The organism is Acidithiobacillus sp. YTS05, from assembly GCF_024396695.1.
In the GTDB taxonomy this organism is placed as follows: domain Bacteria; phylum Pseudomonadota; class Gammaproteobacteria; order Acidithiobacillales; family Acidithiobacillaceae; genus Igneacidithiobacillus; species Igneacidithiobacillus copahuensis.
Genome location: NZ_CP094359.1, coordinates 1,848,667 through 1,866,924, shown reverse-complemented (window position 1 = coordinate 1,866,924; position 18,258 = coordinate 1,848,667). Strand labels below are relative to the sequence as shown.

Here is an 18,258-nt window from a genome sequence, read left to right as displayed (position 1 = left end):
TCGTCATTCATGACCCCTGGATTTGCGCAGCGGGAGAATCTTCTGCAGGGTGACATAGATTCCTGGCATCACCAACAGCACCAGGGGAATCTCGGCCAGCAGACCGGAAATGATGGCAACCGCCAGCGGTGCCTGCATTTCGGCACCGGCGCCAATGCCCAGGGCCAGAGGTAGCAGGGCGAGAATGGCGATAATGGCGGTCATGAGTACTGGGCGTAGGCGCGCGGCGCCGGCGCGCACGAGCTCTTCCAAATTATGGTTACGCAGCTCTGCGAAGTAAAAAATCGCCGTTTCGGTGACGATACCGACAATCATGGTCATACCGATCATGGCAGTGAGATTGCGCTCGGTGCCGGTGAGCCACAAGCCTATGAATACCGCCCCCAATGCCAGTAGCGCGGTGATCAGGATGCTGAACACGACGGCAAAGTTTTCATAAAGGAAGAGGAGTAGCGCCGCAACCAGAAGAATTGCCGCCAGCAGGACCAGGGCCAGGTCGTGCATGGCCTTTTGCTGCTCCTGATAGAGGCCGCCGTATTCCAGATACACTCCGGACGGCAGTTGGAGCTTGGCGAGACGCTGCCGGATTTGCGCGAGGACCGTACCCATTGCATGGCCGTTTTCGATACGTGCGGTGACGGCAACCATGGGCTGCAGGTTTTCTGCATCCAGCTCCGCCTGGCCGGGCTGGATGGAGATCGCCGCTACCTGATTGAGAAAAAAGGTCTGCCCGTTCGCTGCAATCAGCGGCAGGTGGCGCAACTGCTCGATCCGTTGTGCGAGGTCTCGCGGGGCACGCAGACGTACGCCGATCATTTCCTCGCCGTGTGGGATTTTGGTGACCACCTGCCCCTGCAGCAGGGTGCGCAGTTGTTGGGTGACCTCGGCGGGAGTCATGCCGGCAATGGCCTTTGCGCGCAGGGGATCGACGTGGATGTCGATGGCATCCCCGGCAATGGTGATGCCGTCAAAGGCCTCGGTAACTCCGGGGACGCCCTCGATCGACCGGGTGATCTGCCGCGCAATGGGTTCCAATTCCTGGGGATGATTGCCAAAGATCTTGATTTCGATGGGTTGCGGCACGGCGGTGAGGTCGCCGATCAGATCTTCCATGAGCTGCCCCGTTTCCACGCGCAAGCCCGGCACTTGGTCCTTGATCTGCTGCCGCACGCTGTCCATGACCTGCCAGATGTCGCGTTTGCGCTGGCTCTTCAGGCGGATGAAAAAGTCGCCGGCGTTGGCCTCGGTAATCCCGCCACCCAACTGCAGTCCGGTGCGTCGCGAGTAGGCGGCGACCTCCGGGGTCTGTGCCAGAATCTGCTGCACCTGCGCTAATAGGCGATCGGTCTCGGCCAGGGAGGTGCCCGGAGGTGCGCGATAGTCCAGTACAAAGCCGCCCTCGTCCATGGGGGGCAGAAAGCCGCTACCGACCTGGGTATAGGACCAACCGGACAGGGCGATCAACAGGCCCACGGACAGCAGGAGCCACACAGGTCTTTGCAGGAAACGGGCAAGAAACCGTCGATAGTGTTCGGTGGTCCAGCGCTGCAGCGATCCTTGATGCTCGGCCTTGTCGGCGTCTTTCTGCCGCAGCAGCAATTGCGCCAATACCGGGACCGCCAGGAAGGTAACGAGAAAGGAAATGAGGAGAGCAGCGGCAATGGCAATGGCCAAGGCCTGAAAAAACGCGCCGGTGACCCCGGACAGAAAGGCCAGGGGAAGGAAAATGATCAGCGTCGCCGCCGAGGAGCCGGCCAAGGGGGTGCTGAGCTCCTGGGCCAGATGCAGGATGGACCAGTTTTCGCGCTCTTCACTGATCCGGCGCATCAGATGCTCGAGCATGACGACCACGTCATCCACCACCAGCCCGACCGCTGCAGCCATACCGCCCAGGGTCATGATGTTGAAACTCTGGTGCAGCACATAGAGGACCAGTGCGCTGGCGATCAAGACACTGGGCAAGGTGATGGCGACGATCAGGGTAAGACGGAGATTGCGGAGAAAGGCGAAGAGCACCAGGGCGGCGAGGATGGCACCGATGATGATCGCATCGCGTACACTGCCCGCGGCGGCGGTGATGAGTTGGCTCTGGTCGTACCAGGTGCTGATCTGCACTCCCGCGGGCAGCGATGCCACGCTACTTTGCAAGAGTTTGCGCAGGGCCCGGTCGATGGCAACGGTGTTGCCGCCGGGTTGCTGCAGGATGTTGAGGAGTACGGCGTTTTTGCCGTTGGCGGTGACGGTGGTCCAGGCGGGACGTGTGCCCTGCGTGATCTTGGCCACATCGGCCAGATCGACAATGCCTTCGGGACCGCTTTTGAGGATGGTCTTGCCGATTTCCTCGCCATTGACCAGATGGCTCGTGCTGAGGATCTGATACAGGCGATAATGACGCTGACTGCGCCCCACCGCCTCGATGGTGTTGGAACCGGCCAGGGCCTTTTCGACATCGGCATAGGAGAGGCCGTAGTGTTGCAGAAGCCAGGGATCGACCACCACCTGGAATTCTTCTTGGGCGCCACCCTGTACCGTCACTTGCGCTACCCCAGGAATGCTCAGCAGGCGTGGACGCAGTTGATAGTAGGCAACCCGCCGCAAGGCCACGGGGTCCAGTTGAGACGAGGTCAGGGCGAGGCCCAGAATCGGATCGACGGTCGGGTCCATGCGACGAGCGCGGAATTGGGTATCGGCGGGGAGTTTGGGCAGCTCCTGGTTGATGGCGGCCTCGACCTGCAAGAGCGCGCGTTGCATGTCGCTACCCCAGGCGAATTGCACCGAGATATCGGCGGCGCCCCGCGCCGTGGTCGAACGGATCTTGCGGACCCCGGGAACCGCACGCAGGGCCTGCTCCAAGGGTAGGGTCAGGGCGATCTGGGTCTGACTGATGGGCATGTTGCCGGCATCCACCGAGACCTCGATGCGCGGAAAAGAGACTTGCGGAAACAGTGCCACCGGTAGTTTCTGCGCCGCCAGCAGACCACCGAGGGTGAGGAGCAGGAGCAGAAAAAGCAGAAAACGGCGGTGTCGAAGCAGCCAGTCACCCATCAGGCATTCCCCTCCAGACGCAGGGGCATACCCTCCTGCAATTCGTAATTGCCCAAGCTCACGACTGACTCTCCTGCCTGCAGACCCTGCCGCACCTCGATCCATTTTCCGTCCTGCCAACCGGTTTCGATCCAGCGTTTTTGCGCAATTCCGTGCTGATCGACAAAGCAGTAGGACCGTCCATGCTCGCTGAGGACGGCGGAATCAGGAATGGCCAGGGACTGCTGTTGGGCAAGGGTGATCTCGCCACTGAGCAGGGTACCGGGGAGGGCCTGGGCGTTCGCCGGCAGGGGCACGATCACCCCCGCCAGACGGGTGCTGGTATCGACCTGCGCCAAGACCTGTTGCACCTTGGCGGACCAGGGTTGCCTGCGATCTTCCAGGCTACGCAAGACGACCTCAGCTCCCGGATGTACCTGGGCGAGATCCTGCGGCTCCACGCCGAGGGCGACAACGCGTGCCTCCGCTGGATTGATGGTGAGAAAGGACTGCCCAGCCGCGACGGTGTTGCCCGCCTGTACCGGTACGGCGGTGATGACCCCGGAGATCGGGGCGCGGATAGCCCCTCCCTGCAAGGACTGCTGGCGTTGCTGCAGGCTCTGCAGTAGCGCCCTGGCCTTGGCGAGGTTCTGGGCCGCGCTCTGTACCTGGGCGTTGGTGGCCAGTTGTCGTTGCAGCAGATCCTCCTGACGCTGCCATTCGTTCTGCGCAAAACGCAGGTCGATTTTGGCCTGCTCGATCTGCAGTTGCTCGGCAGGCGAGGCGCTGACGCGCAGCAGCACCTGTCCTTTTTGTACCTTTTCCCCTGGGACCACCAGGACCTGTTGCACGACACTCTCACAGCGTGCACTAAGCAGGTCTGCCGCCTGGCTGGCAAAGGCTACCGTACCGTAGGCGCGCAGGGTGTGGGTGAATAGCCTGCTCTGCACCGGACTGACCTGCACCAGGGCCGAGGGCGCAGCGGCGCAGATCAGAGAAGCAAGACCAAGCACGGCGGTGAGGGCGCTGCGTTGCAGCGCGCGCTGCCAGTTCATGGGTTTTTTCTCCATCGTTCCCAGGGAATTCCTACAGCCAGCTCCAAGGCTGCCTGATCTTCTGCCGCTGCCCCTTCCAGGGTCAGAAGCTGCAATTTTTTGTCGAGCAACTGACTGCGTACGCTTTCGTATTCGACGAGGGTGGCATTGTGATCCGCTACCGCTTGGCGCAGCACCTTCTCCGCCTGCGCGAGCCCGGGCAACTGGGTGCGCAAAAGGGCGATTTCCGGATGCAAGCGCTGCAGGTCCTGCACCAGGCTGGCAATCTCCGCCCGCGTTTGGAAGAGCCGGGCGCTATAGGCGGCGTGCAGTTCGGCGCGGGTCGCCTCGCTTTGCCGGATGGCCGCACGATTGCGGTTCCACAGCGGCAGGTCGAAGCTAATGCTCGGTCCCCAGGTGTGGATGTTGGAGGTGTCGGCGGCGTGACTGACGCCGATACTGAAGCCCGGGTATTGACCGAGGATGGCGCGCCGCACCTGCGCCTCCTGGGCGTCGTATCCGGCGCGCAGCGCCGCGAGATCGAGACGATGCTTCAGTGCCTCGTGCACGAGTTCCGCCACTGGGGGCAATTTTGTCAGGGTCCGCGGTGCGGCCAGTTCGAGGTGAAAATCGGGGGGCAGGCCCAACTGTGCATTGAGTTCTTGTCGGGTCTTGGCCACCTGGCGGCGCAGTGCCAGTTCCCGATCCCGGCTGTCCACATAAGCGATCTGGCGTAAGGCATGGTTGGGCAGGGTCGTATCCCCGGCGCGCAGGTTGTCCGATGATTTTTGATAAAGCTCCAGACTCACTTGGGTAGCGGCAGCGGCAATGCCTTCCTGCTGCTGCAGAAAATAGAGTTTGCGCGCCAGAATACGGACCTGATTGGCCAGCAGCCATTCCTGCCAGGCCACGTCATAGCGGACAGAGGTCGCCTGGGCGCGGGCAATGGCAAGATTGGCAGAGCGGGTGAAGAGGCTCGCCAGACTCCATTGTAGGCCCATACTATAGGCGGAATAGTAGCCGGGGGTCGTGGGCAGGTCGGCACTGAGGGAAAGCTGCGGATCGGGCAACAATCCCGCGGCAAAGACCTGGGCGTTGGCTACTCCGAGCTTGGCGCGGGTGGCACGCAGATCTGGATTGAGCAAGACCGCGATTTGGGCGAGGGCGGTACCCGAAAGGGGGGCCTGCAGATCAATCTTGTCGCTGCGTATCGGCGCGCCGGCATCGGCCTGGGCCAGGGCTGTCTGCAGAGTTTTTGGCTGTGACAGCTGCTGGTCGAGGGGCAGGGGCCGGTAACTCGCGCAACCGGCGAGCAGAGTCAACAGAATCCCGCCACAAAATCTTTGCGTCAGCCAGTGCATGTGCCGTCCTCCTGGGTAGATTCCAGAGGCTGCTCATAATGGAATAACAGGCCTCTGCCGGCGCTGCCATCCAGCAGTTGCACCCGCCCTCCCAAGCGTTTTGCCGCCGCGGCAACGATGGTCAGACCTAGACCAGTACCTTCGCCCTGGGCATCAGCGGCACGATGGAAGGCGGAAAACGCCAGCTCGCGTTGGGCCGGAGGAATCCCCGGTCCGTCGTCTTCCACTTCCAGCGTCAGCTTTTCGCCATCGGCAATGGCACGCAGCACGACCGAGCCCTTCGCTGGCGTATAGCGCAGGGCGTTATCGAGGGCATTGCTGATGAGCACGCGCAGGGCCAAGGGATCGGCGGCCAACGGCAGACGGGTAGGGCTGAGCTGCAATTCCAGTTCGATATCCTTGCTTTCGGCCAGAGGGAGGCGCTCACTCAGGAGCTCCCGCAGCAGATCGCCCAGATTGATGCTTTCCTTTTTTGCTGGCCCGGCAAGCTGACGTTCGAGGGTGAGTAGTTGATCGAGCAAATGGCGACTGCGCGCCAAGCCCGTATCGACGGCGAGTAGGCGCTCGCGACAAGCGTACCAGCTTTCTGCATGTTGGGCGTTTTCCACTTGCAGGGAGAGGGCCGCCAGGGGTGTTCGTAACTCATGGGCGGCATCGGCAATGAAGCGACGCTCGCGCTGCAGTAAGTCGGCGACGCGCTGCAGCAATTGCTGGATGGCCAACCAGAAGGGCAGGAGCTCCTGCGGTACATGGGTTTCGGGCAGGTGAATCCGGCTACTCTCGGGCCGCAAAATTGCAAGCTCCCGGGCTAGGCGGCGGAGGGGGCGAAAGACCGCGTAGACCTGCCAGCGCAGGGCAAGCAGGAGTATGGGCAGCAAGATAAGGATGGGCCAGATACTGCGCTGGGCAGCATCCCAGGCGGCTTCCTGCAGAACGGAGGTGGGCTGGGCAACGACAAGTTGGTCACCATCCGGCAGGGCGGCGAGAAATACCCGCCACTGCTTGCCGTTCTTCTCAAGATGATGAAAGCCGGGCCGCCAGTCTCCGGAAATCGGCAAGGGATTTTCTGTTTGGCCAGGGCCGATGCGCTCGACGATGATCGTCCCGAATTCTTCATCGTGCCGGATATGCTTCCCTTTGCCATGAAACCAGGGCACCTCCAGCGGATGGTCGGGCAGGTGGCTGGGATCCACCCAGTTGGCCATTTCCGCCAAGGTAGCGTCCTGCAACTGTTTGGCATCTTCGTAGGCCAGGCCATAATCGACGCAAGCGGCGATAAAGCCACCAAGGAGCAACCAGAAGCTGAGGGTCCAGAACAGGCGTCTTTGCAGCGATGGAATGCGCTTTTTCATCCGTCCTTCTCTACCAGCCAACCCGCCCCGCGCAGGTTTTTGATGCTGTCCGCACCCAATTTCTTGCGCACGCTGTGAATGAGAAAGTCGATGCTGTTGCTCTCCACTTCCTCTCCCCAGCCATAGATGCGGGTTTCCAGTTCTTCGCGACTGAGAATGCGGCCAGGTCGTTGCAGTAAGGCGCTCAACAGGGCGAATTCCCGCGCCGACAGGCGTTGTGCTGGCCCGCCCTCGCGCCAGGCTTCGCGGGTGCTCGGGTCGAGGCTGAGTACGCCATTACTGAGCAGCGGCCCTGCCTGTCCCCCTTGGCGGCGCTGCACTGCCCGTAAGCGGGCGAGTAGTTCCCGCGCCGAAAACGGCTTGATGAGATAGTCATCGGCGCCGGCATCCAGACCGCGCAGGCGCTCCTCCAGGGCATCGCGAGCGCTGAGAATGAGTATGGGCAGGGTATGGCCTTCTGCCCGCAAATCGTGCAGGAGTTGGATGCCGTCGTCGTCGGGAAGGCCGAGATCCAGCAGCAGTACCTCATGTTCGCTGTGCGGAAGAGTGCTGCGGGCCGCCTGTCCACTGCTGACCCAGTCGACCGCATGACCGCCGTCGCGCAGGGCCAGCAAGAGTGCCTCGGCCAGCATCCGATCATCTTCGACTAGTAAGATACGCATCGTTCCTCCCCAGAGTCTCGCTCCTGCACCTGGGACCGAAGCTTAGCAGAGCATTCTTAGCTTGGGATGAGGAGCATGGTGTTGCGCAACGCAAGAGTTCGCCGGCTCGGTTTCCTAAATATAAACCAAATTTGGCCCGAGAACTTCTAATTCTTTCCTAAGAAAGCAGAGGTATTCTGCGGATCGTCTTGCTTTGGAAATTTAGCTCGGTTTTTGGAGGATTTGTCATAAAAGTGTCATAAAAAGTTCATCAAGCTGTAATATTCCTGTGCTACGATCCTAATTAGGTTGTTTAACAACCAGATTGTTCCTAACACGCAACTAGCTACAGGAGATACAACGTGACACCAAAGGACACATCGCGCCATTCTAAATGCGCCTATCCCCATTTTTCCATTCTGCGAGTGGCCTTATTAGCCGCTGGTGTTTTGAGCACCCCTGCCGCTTTCGCTACGGACTCGGTAACTGCCCCAACCCAGTCCGCCATTTCCATTGGTGAGGTCAGCGCCGCGGTAGAGGCATCCACCTACCTCGGCAGCAAAGAGGCCAAGAGTCTCACTCAAAAGCACAATTTCTACTCTGGGCAGTCCATCAAGGTATTGGATAAGGCGCAAATGGCCGCGACGGGCCCAATGGGTGGTAGTGCCCAGGCGCTGAGCTACGCGCCGGGTGTCGGCGTTTCTGGTTATGGTTCCAATGGTGCCACCAAAACCTCCATCAGCATCAATGGCGTCAAGCAGGGTTGGGGTGGTTTTTCCGGTGGCCAGATCGATAATGGTAGCCTTTCCGTCACCTTTGATGGTGTGCCCATGGTCGACCCCTCCACCGGTTTGTGGGAGTCGCCACAGGTGCCGCAGACCGGCATTTTGCAGGGCATCGGCATCACCTATGGCCCGGGAAATCCGCAGGAGCGTTGGTACAACAATATCGGTGGGCAGATCAATTTTGTGCCCTTGCAGCCGACGGCAAAGCCCGGTGGTGACATCAAGCTGACCTATGGCAGCTATGATTCTAAAAACCTGGTTTTCAATATTCGTACTGGTAATGTTGATGGCTGGTCCACCATCCTTGCCGGCGGCGCAGGTTCCTCCAATAGCTACCGCCAAAGTCCGGATGGCTTCAATAACCCCAGTTACAGTTACGCCTGGTTTTTGAAAACGCGCAAGACGTTCAGCAATGGTGATTTCTCGGTGGGAGCATATCTGGCGAAAGGTTCTGGCTATCGTCCGGTGCCTGTCCCAGTCAACCCCATTGCCGGGGTGACTATGGATGGCACCGCTGGCTCTGCGCTCTACAGCCAGGCCAGCAGTGGCTTTTACTCGTCCTTGCCCAAAGATGTCTGGTACAAGCAGGACAGCAACAGCACTTGGCTGCTCTACAGCAAACTGAATGTGGATCTGGACAAGACCTGGTCAGTACACAATATGATCTGGTACCGCTATGGCCATCGTCTGCACTTTCACTACAATAATTATGGATTGTCCAATCCTAGCAATCTGTACGAGTACAACAACCCCCATGACTCGGTCTATGGCGACAAGCTGTTTCTGACGGCCAAATTGCCCTACAACAAGGTCAGCTTTGGCGGCTTCTTCCTGAATAGTAACTACAACACGAGAAATGCCTTCTATAATACCAACGCTCCATATTTTGGCTCGCGTCTGGTTCCGAATGCACATTATCGGAGTGACTATTTCGACCAAACGGATTTGGCCGCGTTTTTCCAGGATCGTATCAGTCCTATAGCGACCCTCGATATCACCCCAGGGGTGCGGGTCATCAATTATCAGACCCGGTATACGCCAGCCGGCCAATCCGATTTTGCCGAGGCCTATGCTTTGTATCCGAAGAATGATCAGGGTGTATTGCCAGCGGCGAATACCAGTTTTACCCAGGTCGAGCCGTCCATCGATTTCAATTGGCGTCCCATGCCCTGGTTGGCGGTGTTTGCCAATTATGCGCAGGCCTACAAGGAACCGCAGGTGGGTGGTGGTGGTGGGCTGTATCAGAAAAAAGCGCCTATCTATAACTTGGAGCGCAGCGCAGATTACAACGCTGGCGTGAAAATCCATTTTGATCATGCGGCGTTCTTGCATCATTTTCTCTTTACTGCGAGCTTTTACCATTTGCATTACAGCAACCAGTACATCCCTCTGTATGACTCCAATGGCAACTATATTGGCGACGCCAATGGCGATTCGATCTATCAGGGTGTGAATCTGGCCCTGGATGACGAGATTTTGTACAACCTCGATCTCTTCATGAATGCCAACTTCGAGAAGGCTGTCTTCGCCCATTATGTGACCAGTGGCGTATCTTATGATGGCTTGCCGGTGTCGAATGTGCCGAACAAGACCTTCAATATTGGCGTGACCTACCGTATGCCGCTAGCCGGAACGGTATTGCAACCGCGCCTGTGGTATCAATATGTGGGAGCGCAGGGCATGTTCAACAACAATACCGGCGCCCCGAGTGCAGAAAAGATGCCGGCCTACGGCACTCTGAATCTAGGTGTTGACGAAAAAATCCCCACGGTAGGCATGGTGCCCTTCCTGCGCCATGTGGATTTGAGTCTCAATATCCTCAACCTCACCAACAACCATTACAACGAGTTCCAGTACATCAGTTCTGGTGGTTTGTTGGGTGGTGATTCGGCCGGTCAGGTGCTGGCGCTTCCAGGTGCGCCCATTACCGTTTACGGCAGTATCTCCGCACATTTCTGATCGCGGATAACTATAGTAGGGCGTCGGCGCAGTGGGTGCCGACGCTCGTTTTTTGCAATGAGGTGGCTGTGCTACGTCGTTGGCCTAACTGCCGGCCAAGAGTTTCTTGTCAAACTTAAAGCGTTATTCGCTATTGAGGATATAAAATGAAACCTTCGCTACTTTCCTGTTGTATGGCGATCGTCATCACCGTTCTACCATTGACATCGTTCGCGTTACCGATTCACTTCCATCTGGTAAGAATAATCACCTTGCCAACGAAGGACGGTCATGGTGATCTCCTTCGCTACGATCCTGGTAATCAAAAAATTTATGCTTCTATGGCGTACAGTGCTGGTGCTGTTATTAATTCAGAAACAAATAACATTGATCGCATCATTCGTGGAGGGATTGAGAATCCATCTGGTATGGCCTGGGATAAAAAATACATTTATTGGACCTCAAATGGTAAGGTTGATGGCCATCCGCATGATCAAGTCTATGTTATCTCCAAGCGCACGTGGAAAATTGTATACAGATTCCGACCTGTGGGATTGACCCCTGATGCCATCTACGCGGACTCGAAGAATCAGCGTCTGTACATCACTATGGATGACAGTAACTGGATAGATATTTATCATTTTGGGGAAAAACCTCGTTATCTCGGGAAAATTATTCTGTATCCAAGTTCTGGCAGCGGTCCCGATGTCGGCACTCTGCTTGCTGCGCAGGATCGGCTCTATGTGCCCGATGATTCCTGGGAAGAAATCGTTGATCTGAAGAATCATAAAATCGTCAATAAAGTCAATATGGATCTGCCCACAGTTGATGGTAAACCGTCGCATACCAAAGGTCAGGTATATGATGAAAAGACTGGAGATCTGTGGGTGGGAACGACCAACAGTGGCATGTTAGTCTTTCATGGGGATGATCTGAAACTTATCAAACGTATATCCTCGAGAAGTGGAATCGATGAGGTCGCTATTGATCCAGGGTATCAACTGATTTACGCCTTCGAAAGTAAAGGCCGAGGATTTGATGTATATAATGCCGTTACGCTACAACCGATCGCATTTGTTAAAACCGGTTACCTCAGTACCCATACGGGTGCAGTTAATCCTCGCAGCCATGAAGTCTATGCTTACGCTGGCATGGACCATGCGATATTCGTGTATAAACCGTAGTCGTTCTGGTTAGATCACCTGCTGCCTGGCGCAATACTTCTGGGCAGCCTCTATGTTGACTACGGGAAAGCGAGCCAGAATGTCGGCGCAGTGGGTGTCTACGCTGCGCTTGCGGCTAATTGTCGACTAAGAGTTACTTGTCATACTCTGAGCTATGATCCGCAAAACATCCCCTTCTGTTGCTTGGCGCCGTTGGGCCATGCCAATCGGTCTCGCCATGACCGCGTTCTGCATCGCGCCAGCGGTGCCGGCGGAGTCGTGGACACTATCGGCAGCGGTGCAGCGCGGGATTGCCGAGCAGGCGCAAGTGGCCGCAGCCAAAGACCGGGCAGAGGGTAGTCGGGATCTGGCCGACGCGGCAGCTACCAATCGCCTGCCGCAATTATCCCTGCGCTTGGGTAGCATCTGGACGGAAAGTCGTCAGGGCCGGCCACTTTTTGTTGCCGCCAATGGGCGTCGGGAGGCGATTGGCCAGCTTGTGATCACCGCCCCCGTGTTTGATGCGCAGTTGCAAGCGTTGGCAAAGGCGGCACGGGCCAGTGCCACCGCTGCTCGGTATCAGGTCCTGCTGACCCAATTACAGACGGCAGCGAGTGTTACCAATGTTTGGTATCAACTTGCCTTGGCGCAGGAGCAGGTCGCCTTTTGGCAGCAGACCGTAGCGTATGACCAGACGCTCGTTGCCCGCAGCGCTAAAGCCTTTCGAGCGGGCGCGGCGGCGCGCATCGACGTCGTGCAGACGCAACTACTGCTGACTCAGGCGCGCGCGCAACTGGATCAGGCCGAGGTGCAGCAGCAGACCGCAGCGCGAGAGCTCAACCTGCAGCTGGGGCTCTCTGCCGAGGAAGCTGCCGCGACGGTTGCAAATCAGCCGATCCCCGCTGCCGGCGCTTTTGGCTCCTTCGCCCAACTTTGGCAACAGATGCAGGCCCGTCAGCCCCTGTTACAGCTCGCCCAAAAACAGATTGGGGTGGCGCGGGCCGCGAAGGCTGTGCAAAAGGCCGCGTATCTGCCGGTAGTAAATGCTCAGCTTGCCTATGGGATTGATGCCAATGGGGTTCCCTCTGGTCACGACCTCGGGTGGCAGGCTGGACTGGGTCTGACGATGCCGTTGTATTCTTTTGGACAGCGTCAGGATCGAGTGGCGGCCGCCAATGCCAATGTGCAGGCACTGCGCGCCGACCGGACGGCATTGCTGTTGCAGATGCATTCGCGCCTCAACCAGGATTGGGGCGCGTATCGTGCCGCCCAGGAAAATGCCCAGCACACCAAAAAGATTGCCAGGGAAGCGAATGCGGTCTACCGCATGACCCAGGAGGGTTTCCGTGCGGGTGCGCTCAACGCCCTCAATCTTGCGCAGGCGCAGAATGCCTGGAATCAGGCACGACTGACGGCCTTACAGGCGAGATTACGTGTGAGTCTTGCGCGTCAGCAATTGCTCCTTGATACAGGGAAACTGCCATGAACTTCGACCGCCACCTCTGGCCCTGGTTGCTCCTCCTGTTGCTGATACCGTCGTCCGGCGTGCTGGCAGCGGAGATCACGGTACAGGTGGCCAGAGTAGAGGCTGGGACGGCGCAGGCCAACGTATCGGCGTTGGGGGAGGTACGCAGCCGTGCGGCTGTCACGCTGGTGGCTCCGGTCACGGGTCGGCTATGCGGGCCATTGCGCGCAGATGGCCCGGTTCGTCAGGGAGCGTTGTTGGGGCGGATACAGGTCGCAGGGTTTACGGCGCGGGTGGCGGCGGCACAGGAGCAGCAGGACTACGCCAAGAACGCGCTGCAACGGGCGCAAAAACTGTTTGACGATGGGGTCATCGCTCGGGAGCAAGTGGATGCGGCGCGCCTGGCGGCACGCCGGGCAGGAGACGCCCTGAGCGCTTTGCAGCAGGAGTCCGCACAACTACAGATCACGGCGCCGGTTGCAGGACTGCTGCAGTATCTGGTCCCGATGGGTACCCTGCTGGCGGCAGGAACACCCATCGCCCGCATCGAGGGACGTGGCAAGCCCTGGATACAGGCTCTGGTCCCACCCCAGGTGGCAGGGACCCTGGTCGTGGGCGATACGGTGCAGATCGAGGTTACGGGCCGCAAGCTTGCCGGCAGCGTGCGCAGCGTGGGGCAAAGCGCGCGCCAGTCGGGCTTGGTAGCGGTGCTCATCAATCTGCCCAGGCAGAGCCATCTGCTCCCGGGAGAATGGGTGGAGCTTCATTTGCCGGTTGCGGTTTCCCGTCCTGCGCGTTTCGCAGTGCCGGCACAAGCTGTCGTCATGCGCGGTGCTGAGGCCTATGTCTGGCGCGTAGATCAGGGCAGGGCGCAGGCAGTACCAGTACAGATCGTCGCGCGGACGGGAAACAGGGTACTGATCCGAGGTGCCTTGCAGAGCGGTCAATCGGTCGTCACCCGTGGCAATACCCGGCTCAGCCCAGGCGTAGCGGTAGCGGTACAACCATGATGCGCCGCTACTTGCAGTTTCTCTGGGAAACGCGCAGTACGCTCTTCCTTCTGGTACTGCTCTTGCTTGCCTCTGGCACTTACGCCTTCCTCAATATGCCCGAAAGTGTCTTCCCTCCCGTCGCCTTCCCCAAGGTGGCAGTGCTGGTGCATACCCAGGACCTGCCGGTGAAGGTCATGCTGCTGCAGGTAACGCGACCTCTGGAAGAGGCGGCCAAGGGGGAGCCCGGCGTTACCCTGGTACGCGCCCAGACCGGCAATGGCTTGAGCAAGCTGCATATCTATTTCCGCCGAGGAACATCCCCGGAACAAGCCTACCTCCTTCTGCAAGCGCGTCTGTCCCAGATCCCGCTCCCCCCGGGGGCGACCCTGTCCGTGCGCTTGATGACACCCAACATCTATCCCCTACTGGAATATGCCCTGGTTTCCCGTCACCTGGACAGCTCCGCGATGATGGCGACCTTTGCTTTCACCCTCCGGCCTGCCCTTCTGTCCCTTCCAGGTGTCTATCATGTCGACGCGACGGGGCGCGGATGGCCCGAGGTTCGGGTGACCCTCAGCCCGCGTCGTCTGGCGCAATACCACCTCAGCAGTACTACGGTCGTAAATGCCTTGCGGGCCTATCAGGGGCCGTATTTTTCCGGCGTCCTGCACGCCTATCACGAGCAATTTCTGCTGACGACGGCACCACGGCCGGAGAGTATCGCTGCTTTGGCCGCGCTTGCTTTGCCCATTGGACCGGCCAATGCCCAGGGTATCCGCGCGCCTCTCGCCTTGGGTAGCCTCGGCCAGATTCAGATTGGACCGCCGCCACGTATGCGCGATGCGGCCGTGCTGGGTTGGCCGCATGCACTGATTCTGGATGTTTCCGCGCAGCAGGGCGCAGATCAGGTCAAAGTGGCAAGCGCAGCGCAGGCAAAACTACGGGAGCTCGCACAGCATCTCCCAGCACAGATGCATCTGGTTCCTATCTATGACCTGAGTCATCTGATCCATTCCAGTCTGCGGGATGTCTGGATTGCACTGGCGTTGGGGACCGCCCTCGCTTTTCTGGTGGTACTGCTTTTTCTCGGGCGCCTGGACGCGGCCCTGTCGACCCTGGCGGTCGTGCCACTTGCGCTGGCGGCCACGTTGCTGACCTTGCATGCCCTCGGCTTTGGCATCGATATCATGACCTTGGGAGGGATTACCGCAGCCATTGGCGCGCTGGTGGACCATGCCATCGTCATCATCGAGCGCGGCATTCACGGCCTCCATGAGGAAGATGCCGAAGCCCGGCGAGCGCGTGCCCTGCAACGGATTCATGACATTCTGCCGCTGATGAGCTTTGCCACCCTCACCGCCTGCGTCGTATTTCTGCCGTTGGTTTTTCTGTCGGGGACCGTAGGGCTCTTGTTCCGCAGTATGGCGCTGGCGATTGTCATTGCCCTGGTTACCTCGCAGATCATTGCGTTGACGGTGACGCCCATTCTGGCCCTGTGGGTGGCGGGACGTGCGCGGCGGCAGCACCGGTTATGGGGCGAGCGCTGGTTGCGGCGCCACTATGGGCACCTGCTGCTTGCTGGCATGCGCCGTCCCTGGCTGGCGGTACCGCTGGTGCTCGCCCTTCTGCTGCTTGCCGGGGTAGGGGGCACGCAGCTTCCCACGGCCTTCCTGCCCCATTGGGATGAAGGAATCTTTGTCGTTCCGTTTCGGACACCCGTCGGTAGCAGTGTTCGCGAGACCACGCAGGTTGGCCGAAAGCTGATGACGATTGCCCAGCGCAACGTTAATGTGGAGCGGGTCTCCCTGGTGGTCGGACGGGGCTTGGGGAATGCCTACGCCACGCCCAACAAGGGTGGTTTGACGATCCTGCTCAAGAATGACCGCAGGCAAACAACCGAGCAGGTCATGCAGTCCCTGCGCCGGGAATTTCGCGCTGCAGAACCCAATCTGACCACGTTGGAAACGCAGCAGATCATGATCAATCGGCTGGGAAATCTGTCGGGGTCCCATGCCCCACTGGTTATCCAGCTATTTGGCAGTGACTCCCGCCAGTTACAGGTCGTGGCCGCTGCTCTGACCAAGAAACTGCAAGCCAGCAATGCGTTTCAGTCGATTGTTCTGAAGGCACCATCCGCCGGACCCGAGATCCAGATACGACCCACTGCACTCGCCTCGATGGAAGGACTTCCCCCGCAAGCGATCGCCAATGCTCTGAAGACGCGATTCTGGGGAGAAACGGCGGGCTTTCTGTTACACGGAGAGCAGATCCTGCCCATCGCTGTCCACGTGGCCCCCGCTCCGGGTACTACGCCGCAAACCCTGGGCAACACGCTCCTTGCCTTGCCGAACGGTACCTTGGCGCCGCTGGCGCTGAGTGCCGATACTTATCTGCGGGGAGTGGTGCCCTACGCCACCTATCAGAACCTGGTGCCGGATGCCGAAATCAAGTTCCAGCCCCGTGCCGGTGAGGGACTGTCGACGGCGGCCAGTCGCGCGCAATCCATCATTGCGCAGATGGGCCTGCCGGTGGGCGTGACCAGCCAGATCGCCGGCTATTATCAGGAACAGCAGCAGGGCTTTCGGCAGATGCTCATCATTCTGGGCGCGGCCTTGCTCATCCTCCTGGTCCTGCTGGGATTCCAGTTTGGCAGCCAGCGCGCGGCGTGGGTGGCGCTGGTCTCGGTGGCACTGTCCGCCCCCGGAGCGCTGCTCCTGTTGCTGCTTACCGGTACTGATCTGGATAGTACCGCGTTTTTGGGCATCCTCTTGGTCTTCGCCATCGCGGTGAACAACGTCATCCTTATCTTTGCCCGGGCTCGGCAGTTGGGAGGTAATCATCCACGGCCATCCCTGGTCGCACTGGCGGCGCGCCAGCGCCTGCGCCCCATTCTCATGACCATGCTGGCAGATGTCCTCGGTTTTCTGCCGCTGGCGCTGGGCATTGGGCACGGAACCGATCTTCTGCAAGCCTTGGCGCTCGCTGTCATGGGTGGATTGCTCGTCGCCACCCTGATGACGCTGTGGCTGGCGCCCGTTCTGTATTCCGGTTTTTCACAAGTCTCTGCGAGGATGATATGGAAGAAAGCGCCTGGCCATCGCAACTGAAATGGCTGCATGCCGCCTTAGCGGTTCTGGTGACGTTTCAGCTCTTCAGTCAGTTGAAAATGCATGCGATCTGGAAGCATGTGGGGGTGGCGCCGTATCAGCACGTTCTGTATTGGGCGCATATGCTTCTTGGTACCATGACCTTCTTGGTGATACTGCTCTTTTGGCACCAGATTTTTCTGTCCCGTGACTTGCGCCTGCATCTATTTCCCTATGTCGGGGTCCATCGCGGCCGCATCTGGGATGATCTCCGACACTCGCTCCGCGGCGTATTGCCCGAGGGTGGCATGCGCGGCGGGCTCCCCGGACTCGTACACGGCTTGGGGATTCTGGTGGTAACGGCCATGGGCCTGAGCGGGATCCTGATGTTCTATCTGATCCTTTCTGCGCATGGCGTGAAACCTGCGGCCACGTATTATGAATTCCCCAAGAGCATTCATTCCTTGGTAGCAAATCTCTTGTGGGCCTACTGGGGCGGGCATATCGCCATGGCCTTGCTGCACGCCCTGAAAAACCCGCGCATCCTGCGGATTTTTGTGCCAGGGATATAGTCTCGATACCCTGGTTCCAGTGTCTGACTGTAGGGTCACCCCTGCTGCTCGTCCGGAGAGCATTGCTCCGGCGAGTAGTCCCCGGCAGAGGTAATGGTTATCCCACAGGCTCAGAGACCTCTTTGCCGGGACGATTTTTTATAAACATCGCTGGGCATGTAATCAGGATACCCAATCCACGACGCGCAACCCGGGAACCCGTGCGAACTCCCGCAGGTTGTTGGTCACGACGATCAATCCCCGGCTTCGGGCGTGGCCCGCGATCATCTGATCATATGGACTGATAGGCTTACCAATCCGGGTTAGCTCGGCGCGGATCTGCCCGGTATGCTTCGCGGCCTCACTCCCGAATTCGAGAAGCTCCAATCTCGCCGTGAAATGTTCGATCTCCGCCAGGTTGCGCTCTGGTGCCTGTGACTTCTCCGCACCATAGATCAGCTCCATCAAGGTGATCGCGCTGATGGCCATTTGTCCGTGATGCCGGCGGAACTGTTCCCGAATCTCCGGCGGCTTGCGCTTGATGGTGAAAATGCAGATGTTGGTATCCAGCAGGTAGTTGATCACAAGGACTCGCGGGCCTGATCAGCGGGTTGCTCCCGATCTTCCATGAAATCTGCACTGACCCCTTCGTTATCGAACCAGCTGTCCCAGGACTCCCCTTCAGGGATCAGAATCCGCGTCCGGCCCACGGTGAGCACTTCCACGCGTTTCACATCAGCGGGAAAGGCGATGGCTTTGGGTAAACGTACCGCCTGACTGCGGTTACTCAGAAAGATAGTGGCTTTTTGCATGTTGAGCGACTCCATAGTATATGGCTAAGGGATATACAAATAATCCAGCAACGC

At 59.0% G+C, this 18,258-nt stretch carries 13 protein-coding genes; 6 read left to right on the top strand and 7 right to left on the bottom strand.

The features are described 5' to 3' along the window. Positions 1–3: 3 nt before the first annotated feature. Genes MQE22_RS09185 through MQE22_RS09165 form a run of 5 tightly spaced genes read right to left on the bottom strand, consistent with a single transcriptional unit; the run spans position 4 to position 7,433 of the window. On the bottom strand, positions 4–3,045 hold the full coding sequence (locus MQE22_RS09185) for an efflux RND transporter permease subunit (protein ID WP_215870780.1): 3,042 nt from the start codon (positions 3,043–3,045) through the stop codon (positions 4–6). Then, entirely contained in the window at positions 3,045–4,079 is a 1,035-nt protein-coding gene (locus tag MQE22_RS09180) for an efflux RND transporter periplasmic adaptor subunit (protein WP_215870779.1), read from the bottom strand. Before MQE22_RS09180 ends, MQE22_RS09185 begins: the two co-directional genes overlap by 1 nt. Further along, positions 4,076–5,419 (bottom strand): TolC family protein, encoded by a 1,344-nt coding sequence (locus tag MQE22_RS09175; protein ID WP_215870778.1) that lies wholly within the window; start codon positions 5,417–5,419, stop codon positions 4,076–4,078. Before MQE22_RS09175 ends, MQE22_RS09180 begins: the two co-directional genes overlap by 4 nt. Next, positions 5,407–6,771 carry a sensor histidine kinase gene (locus MQE22_RS09170; RefSeq protein ID WP_215870777.1) on the bottom strand — a complete coding sequence of 455 codons (1,365 nt, stop codon included), beginning with the start codon at positions 6,769–6,771 and terminating at the stop codon, positions 5,407–5,409. Before MQE22_RS09170 ends, MQE22_RS09175 begins: the two co-directional genes overlap by 13 nt. Further along, positions 6,768–7,433, bottom strand: a complete 666-nt coding sequence (locus tag MQE22_RS09165) for a response regulator (RefSeq protein WP_215870776.1) — start codon at positions 7,431–7,433, stop codon at positions 6,768–6,770. The genes MQE22_RS09170 and MQE22_RS09165 overlap by 4 nt, the downstream gene beginning before the upstream one ends. A 341-nt stretch (positions 7,434–7,774) precedes the next feature. Between MQE22_RS09165 and MQE22_RS09160 the strand changes: the two genes are divergently transcribed. The 6 genes from MQE22_RS09160 to MQE22_RS09135 all read left to right on the top strand — a co-directional run bounded on the left by MQE22_RS09160 (position 7,775) and on the right by MQE22_RS09135 (position 17,413). After that, the gene (locus MQE22_RS09160; RefSeq protein ID WP_255789672.1) at positions 7,775–10,156 is read left to right on the top strand and encodes a TonB-dependent receptor; all 2,382 of its coding nucleotides are present in this window, start codon (positions 7,775–7,777) and stop codon (positions 10,154–10,156) included. Positions 10,157–10,302: 146 nt separating this feature from the next. Continuing rightward, the gene (locus MQE22_RS09155; RefSeq protein WP_215870775.1) at positions 10,303–11,319 is read left to right on the top strand and encodes a YncE family protein; all 1,017 of its coding nucleotides are present in this window, start codon (positions 10,303–10,305) and stop codon (positions 11,317–11,319) included. A 199-nt stretch (positions 11,320–11,518) separates the two neighbouring features. After that, positions 11,519–12,784, top strand: coding sequence for a TolC family protein (locus MQE22_RS09150; protein ID WP_215870774.1), 1,266 nt, complete (start codon positions 11,519–11,521; stop codon positions 12,782–12,784). Then, the gene (locus tag MQE22_RS09145) at positions 12,781–13,773 is read left to right on the top strand and encodes an efflux RND transporter periplasmic adaptor subunit (protein ID WP_215870773.1); all 993 of its coding nucleotides are present in this window, start codon (positions 12,781–12,783) and stop codon (positions 13,771–13,773) included. Before MQE22_RS09150 ends, MQE22_RS09145 begins: the two co-directional genes overlap by 4 nt. Beyond that, positions 13,770–16,862 (top strand): efflux RND transporter permease subunit, encoded by a 3,093-nt coding sequence (locus tag MQE22_RS09140; protein ID WP_226827030.1) that lies wholly within the window; start codon positions 13,770–13,772, stop codon positions 16,860–16,862. Before MQE22_RS09145 ends, MQE22_RS09140 begins: the two co-directional genes overlap by 4 nt. Beyond that, on the top strand, positions 16,832–17,413 hold the full coding sequence (locus MQE22_RS09135) for a cytochrome b/b6 domain-containing protein (protein WP_215870772.1): 582 nt from the start codon (positions 16,832–16,834) through the stop codon (positions 17,411–17,413). Before MQE22_RS09140 ends, MQE22_RS09135 begins: the two co-directional genes overlap by 31 nt. Positions 17,414–17,575: 162 nt before the next feature. Here the strand turns inward: MQE22_RS09135 and vapC are convergent, their stop codons facing one another. Then, a complete protein-coding gene (gene vapC / locus MQE22_RS09130; protein ID WP_215870771.1) occupies positions 17,576–17,977 on the bottom strand; it encodes a type II toxin-antitoxin system tRNA(fMet)-specific endonuclease VapC in 402 nt (133 codons plus the stop codon). Then, positions 17,974–18,204 (bottom strand): type II toxin-antitoxin system VapB family antitoxin, encoded by a 231-nt coding sequence (vapB, locus tag MQE22_RS09125; protein WP_215870770.1) that lies wholly within the window; start codon positions 18,202–18,204, stop codon positions 17,974–17,976. Before vapB ends, vapC begins: the two co-directional genes overlap by 4 nt. Positions 18,205–18,258: the final 54 nt, after the last annotated feature.

Excerpts from the sequence above, each read along its gene's own strand:
- MQE22_RS09185 (WP_215870780.1), bottom strand. The coding sequence starts at position 3,045 with ATGGGTGACTGGCTGCTTCGACACCGCCGTTTTCTGCTTTTTCTGCTC.
- MQE22_RS09180 (WP_215870779.1), bottom strand. The coding sequence starts at position 4,079 with ATGAACTGGCAGCGCGCGCTGCAACGCAGCGCCCTCACCGCCGTGCTT.
- MQE22_RS09175 (WP_215870778.1), bottom strand. The coding sequence starts at position 5,419 with ATGCACTGGCTGACGCAAAGATTTTGTGGCGGGATTCTGTTGACTCTG.
- MQE22_RS09170 (WP_215870777.1), bottom strand. The coding sequence starts at position 6,771 with ATGAAAAAGCGCATTCCATCGCTGCAAAGACGCCTGTTCTGGACCCTC.
- MQE22_RS09165 (WP_215870776.1), bottom strand. The coding sequence starts at position 7,433 with ATGCGTATCTTACTAGTCGAAGATGATCGGATGCTGGCCGAGGCACTC.
- MQE22_RS09155 (WP_215870775.1), top strand. The coding sequence starts at position 10,303 with ATGAAACCTTCGCTACTTTCCTGTTGTATGGCGATCGTCATCACCGTT.
- MQE22_RS09150 (WP_215870774.1), top strand. The coding sequence starts at position 11,519 with ATGCCAATCGGTCTCGCCATGACCGCGTTCTGCATCGCGCCAGCGGTG.
- MQE22_RS09145 (WP_215870773.1), top strand. The coding sequence starts at position 12,781 with ATGAACTTCGACCGCCACCTCTGGCCCTGGTTGCTCCTCCTGTTGCTG.
- MQE22_RS09140 (WP_226827030.1), top strand. The coding sequence starts at position 13,770 with ATGATGCGCCGCTACTTGCAGTTTCTCTGGGAAACGCGCAGTACGCTC.
- MQE22_RS09135 (WP_215870772.1), top strand. The coding sequence starts at position 16,832 with ATGGAAGAAAGCGCCTGGCCATCGCAACTGAAATGGCTGCATGCCGCC.
- vapB (WP_215870770.1), bottom strand. The coding sequence starts at position 18,204 with ATGCAAAAAGCCACTATCTTTCTGAGTAACCGCAGTCAGGCGGTACGT.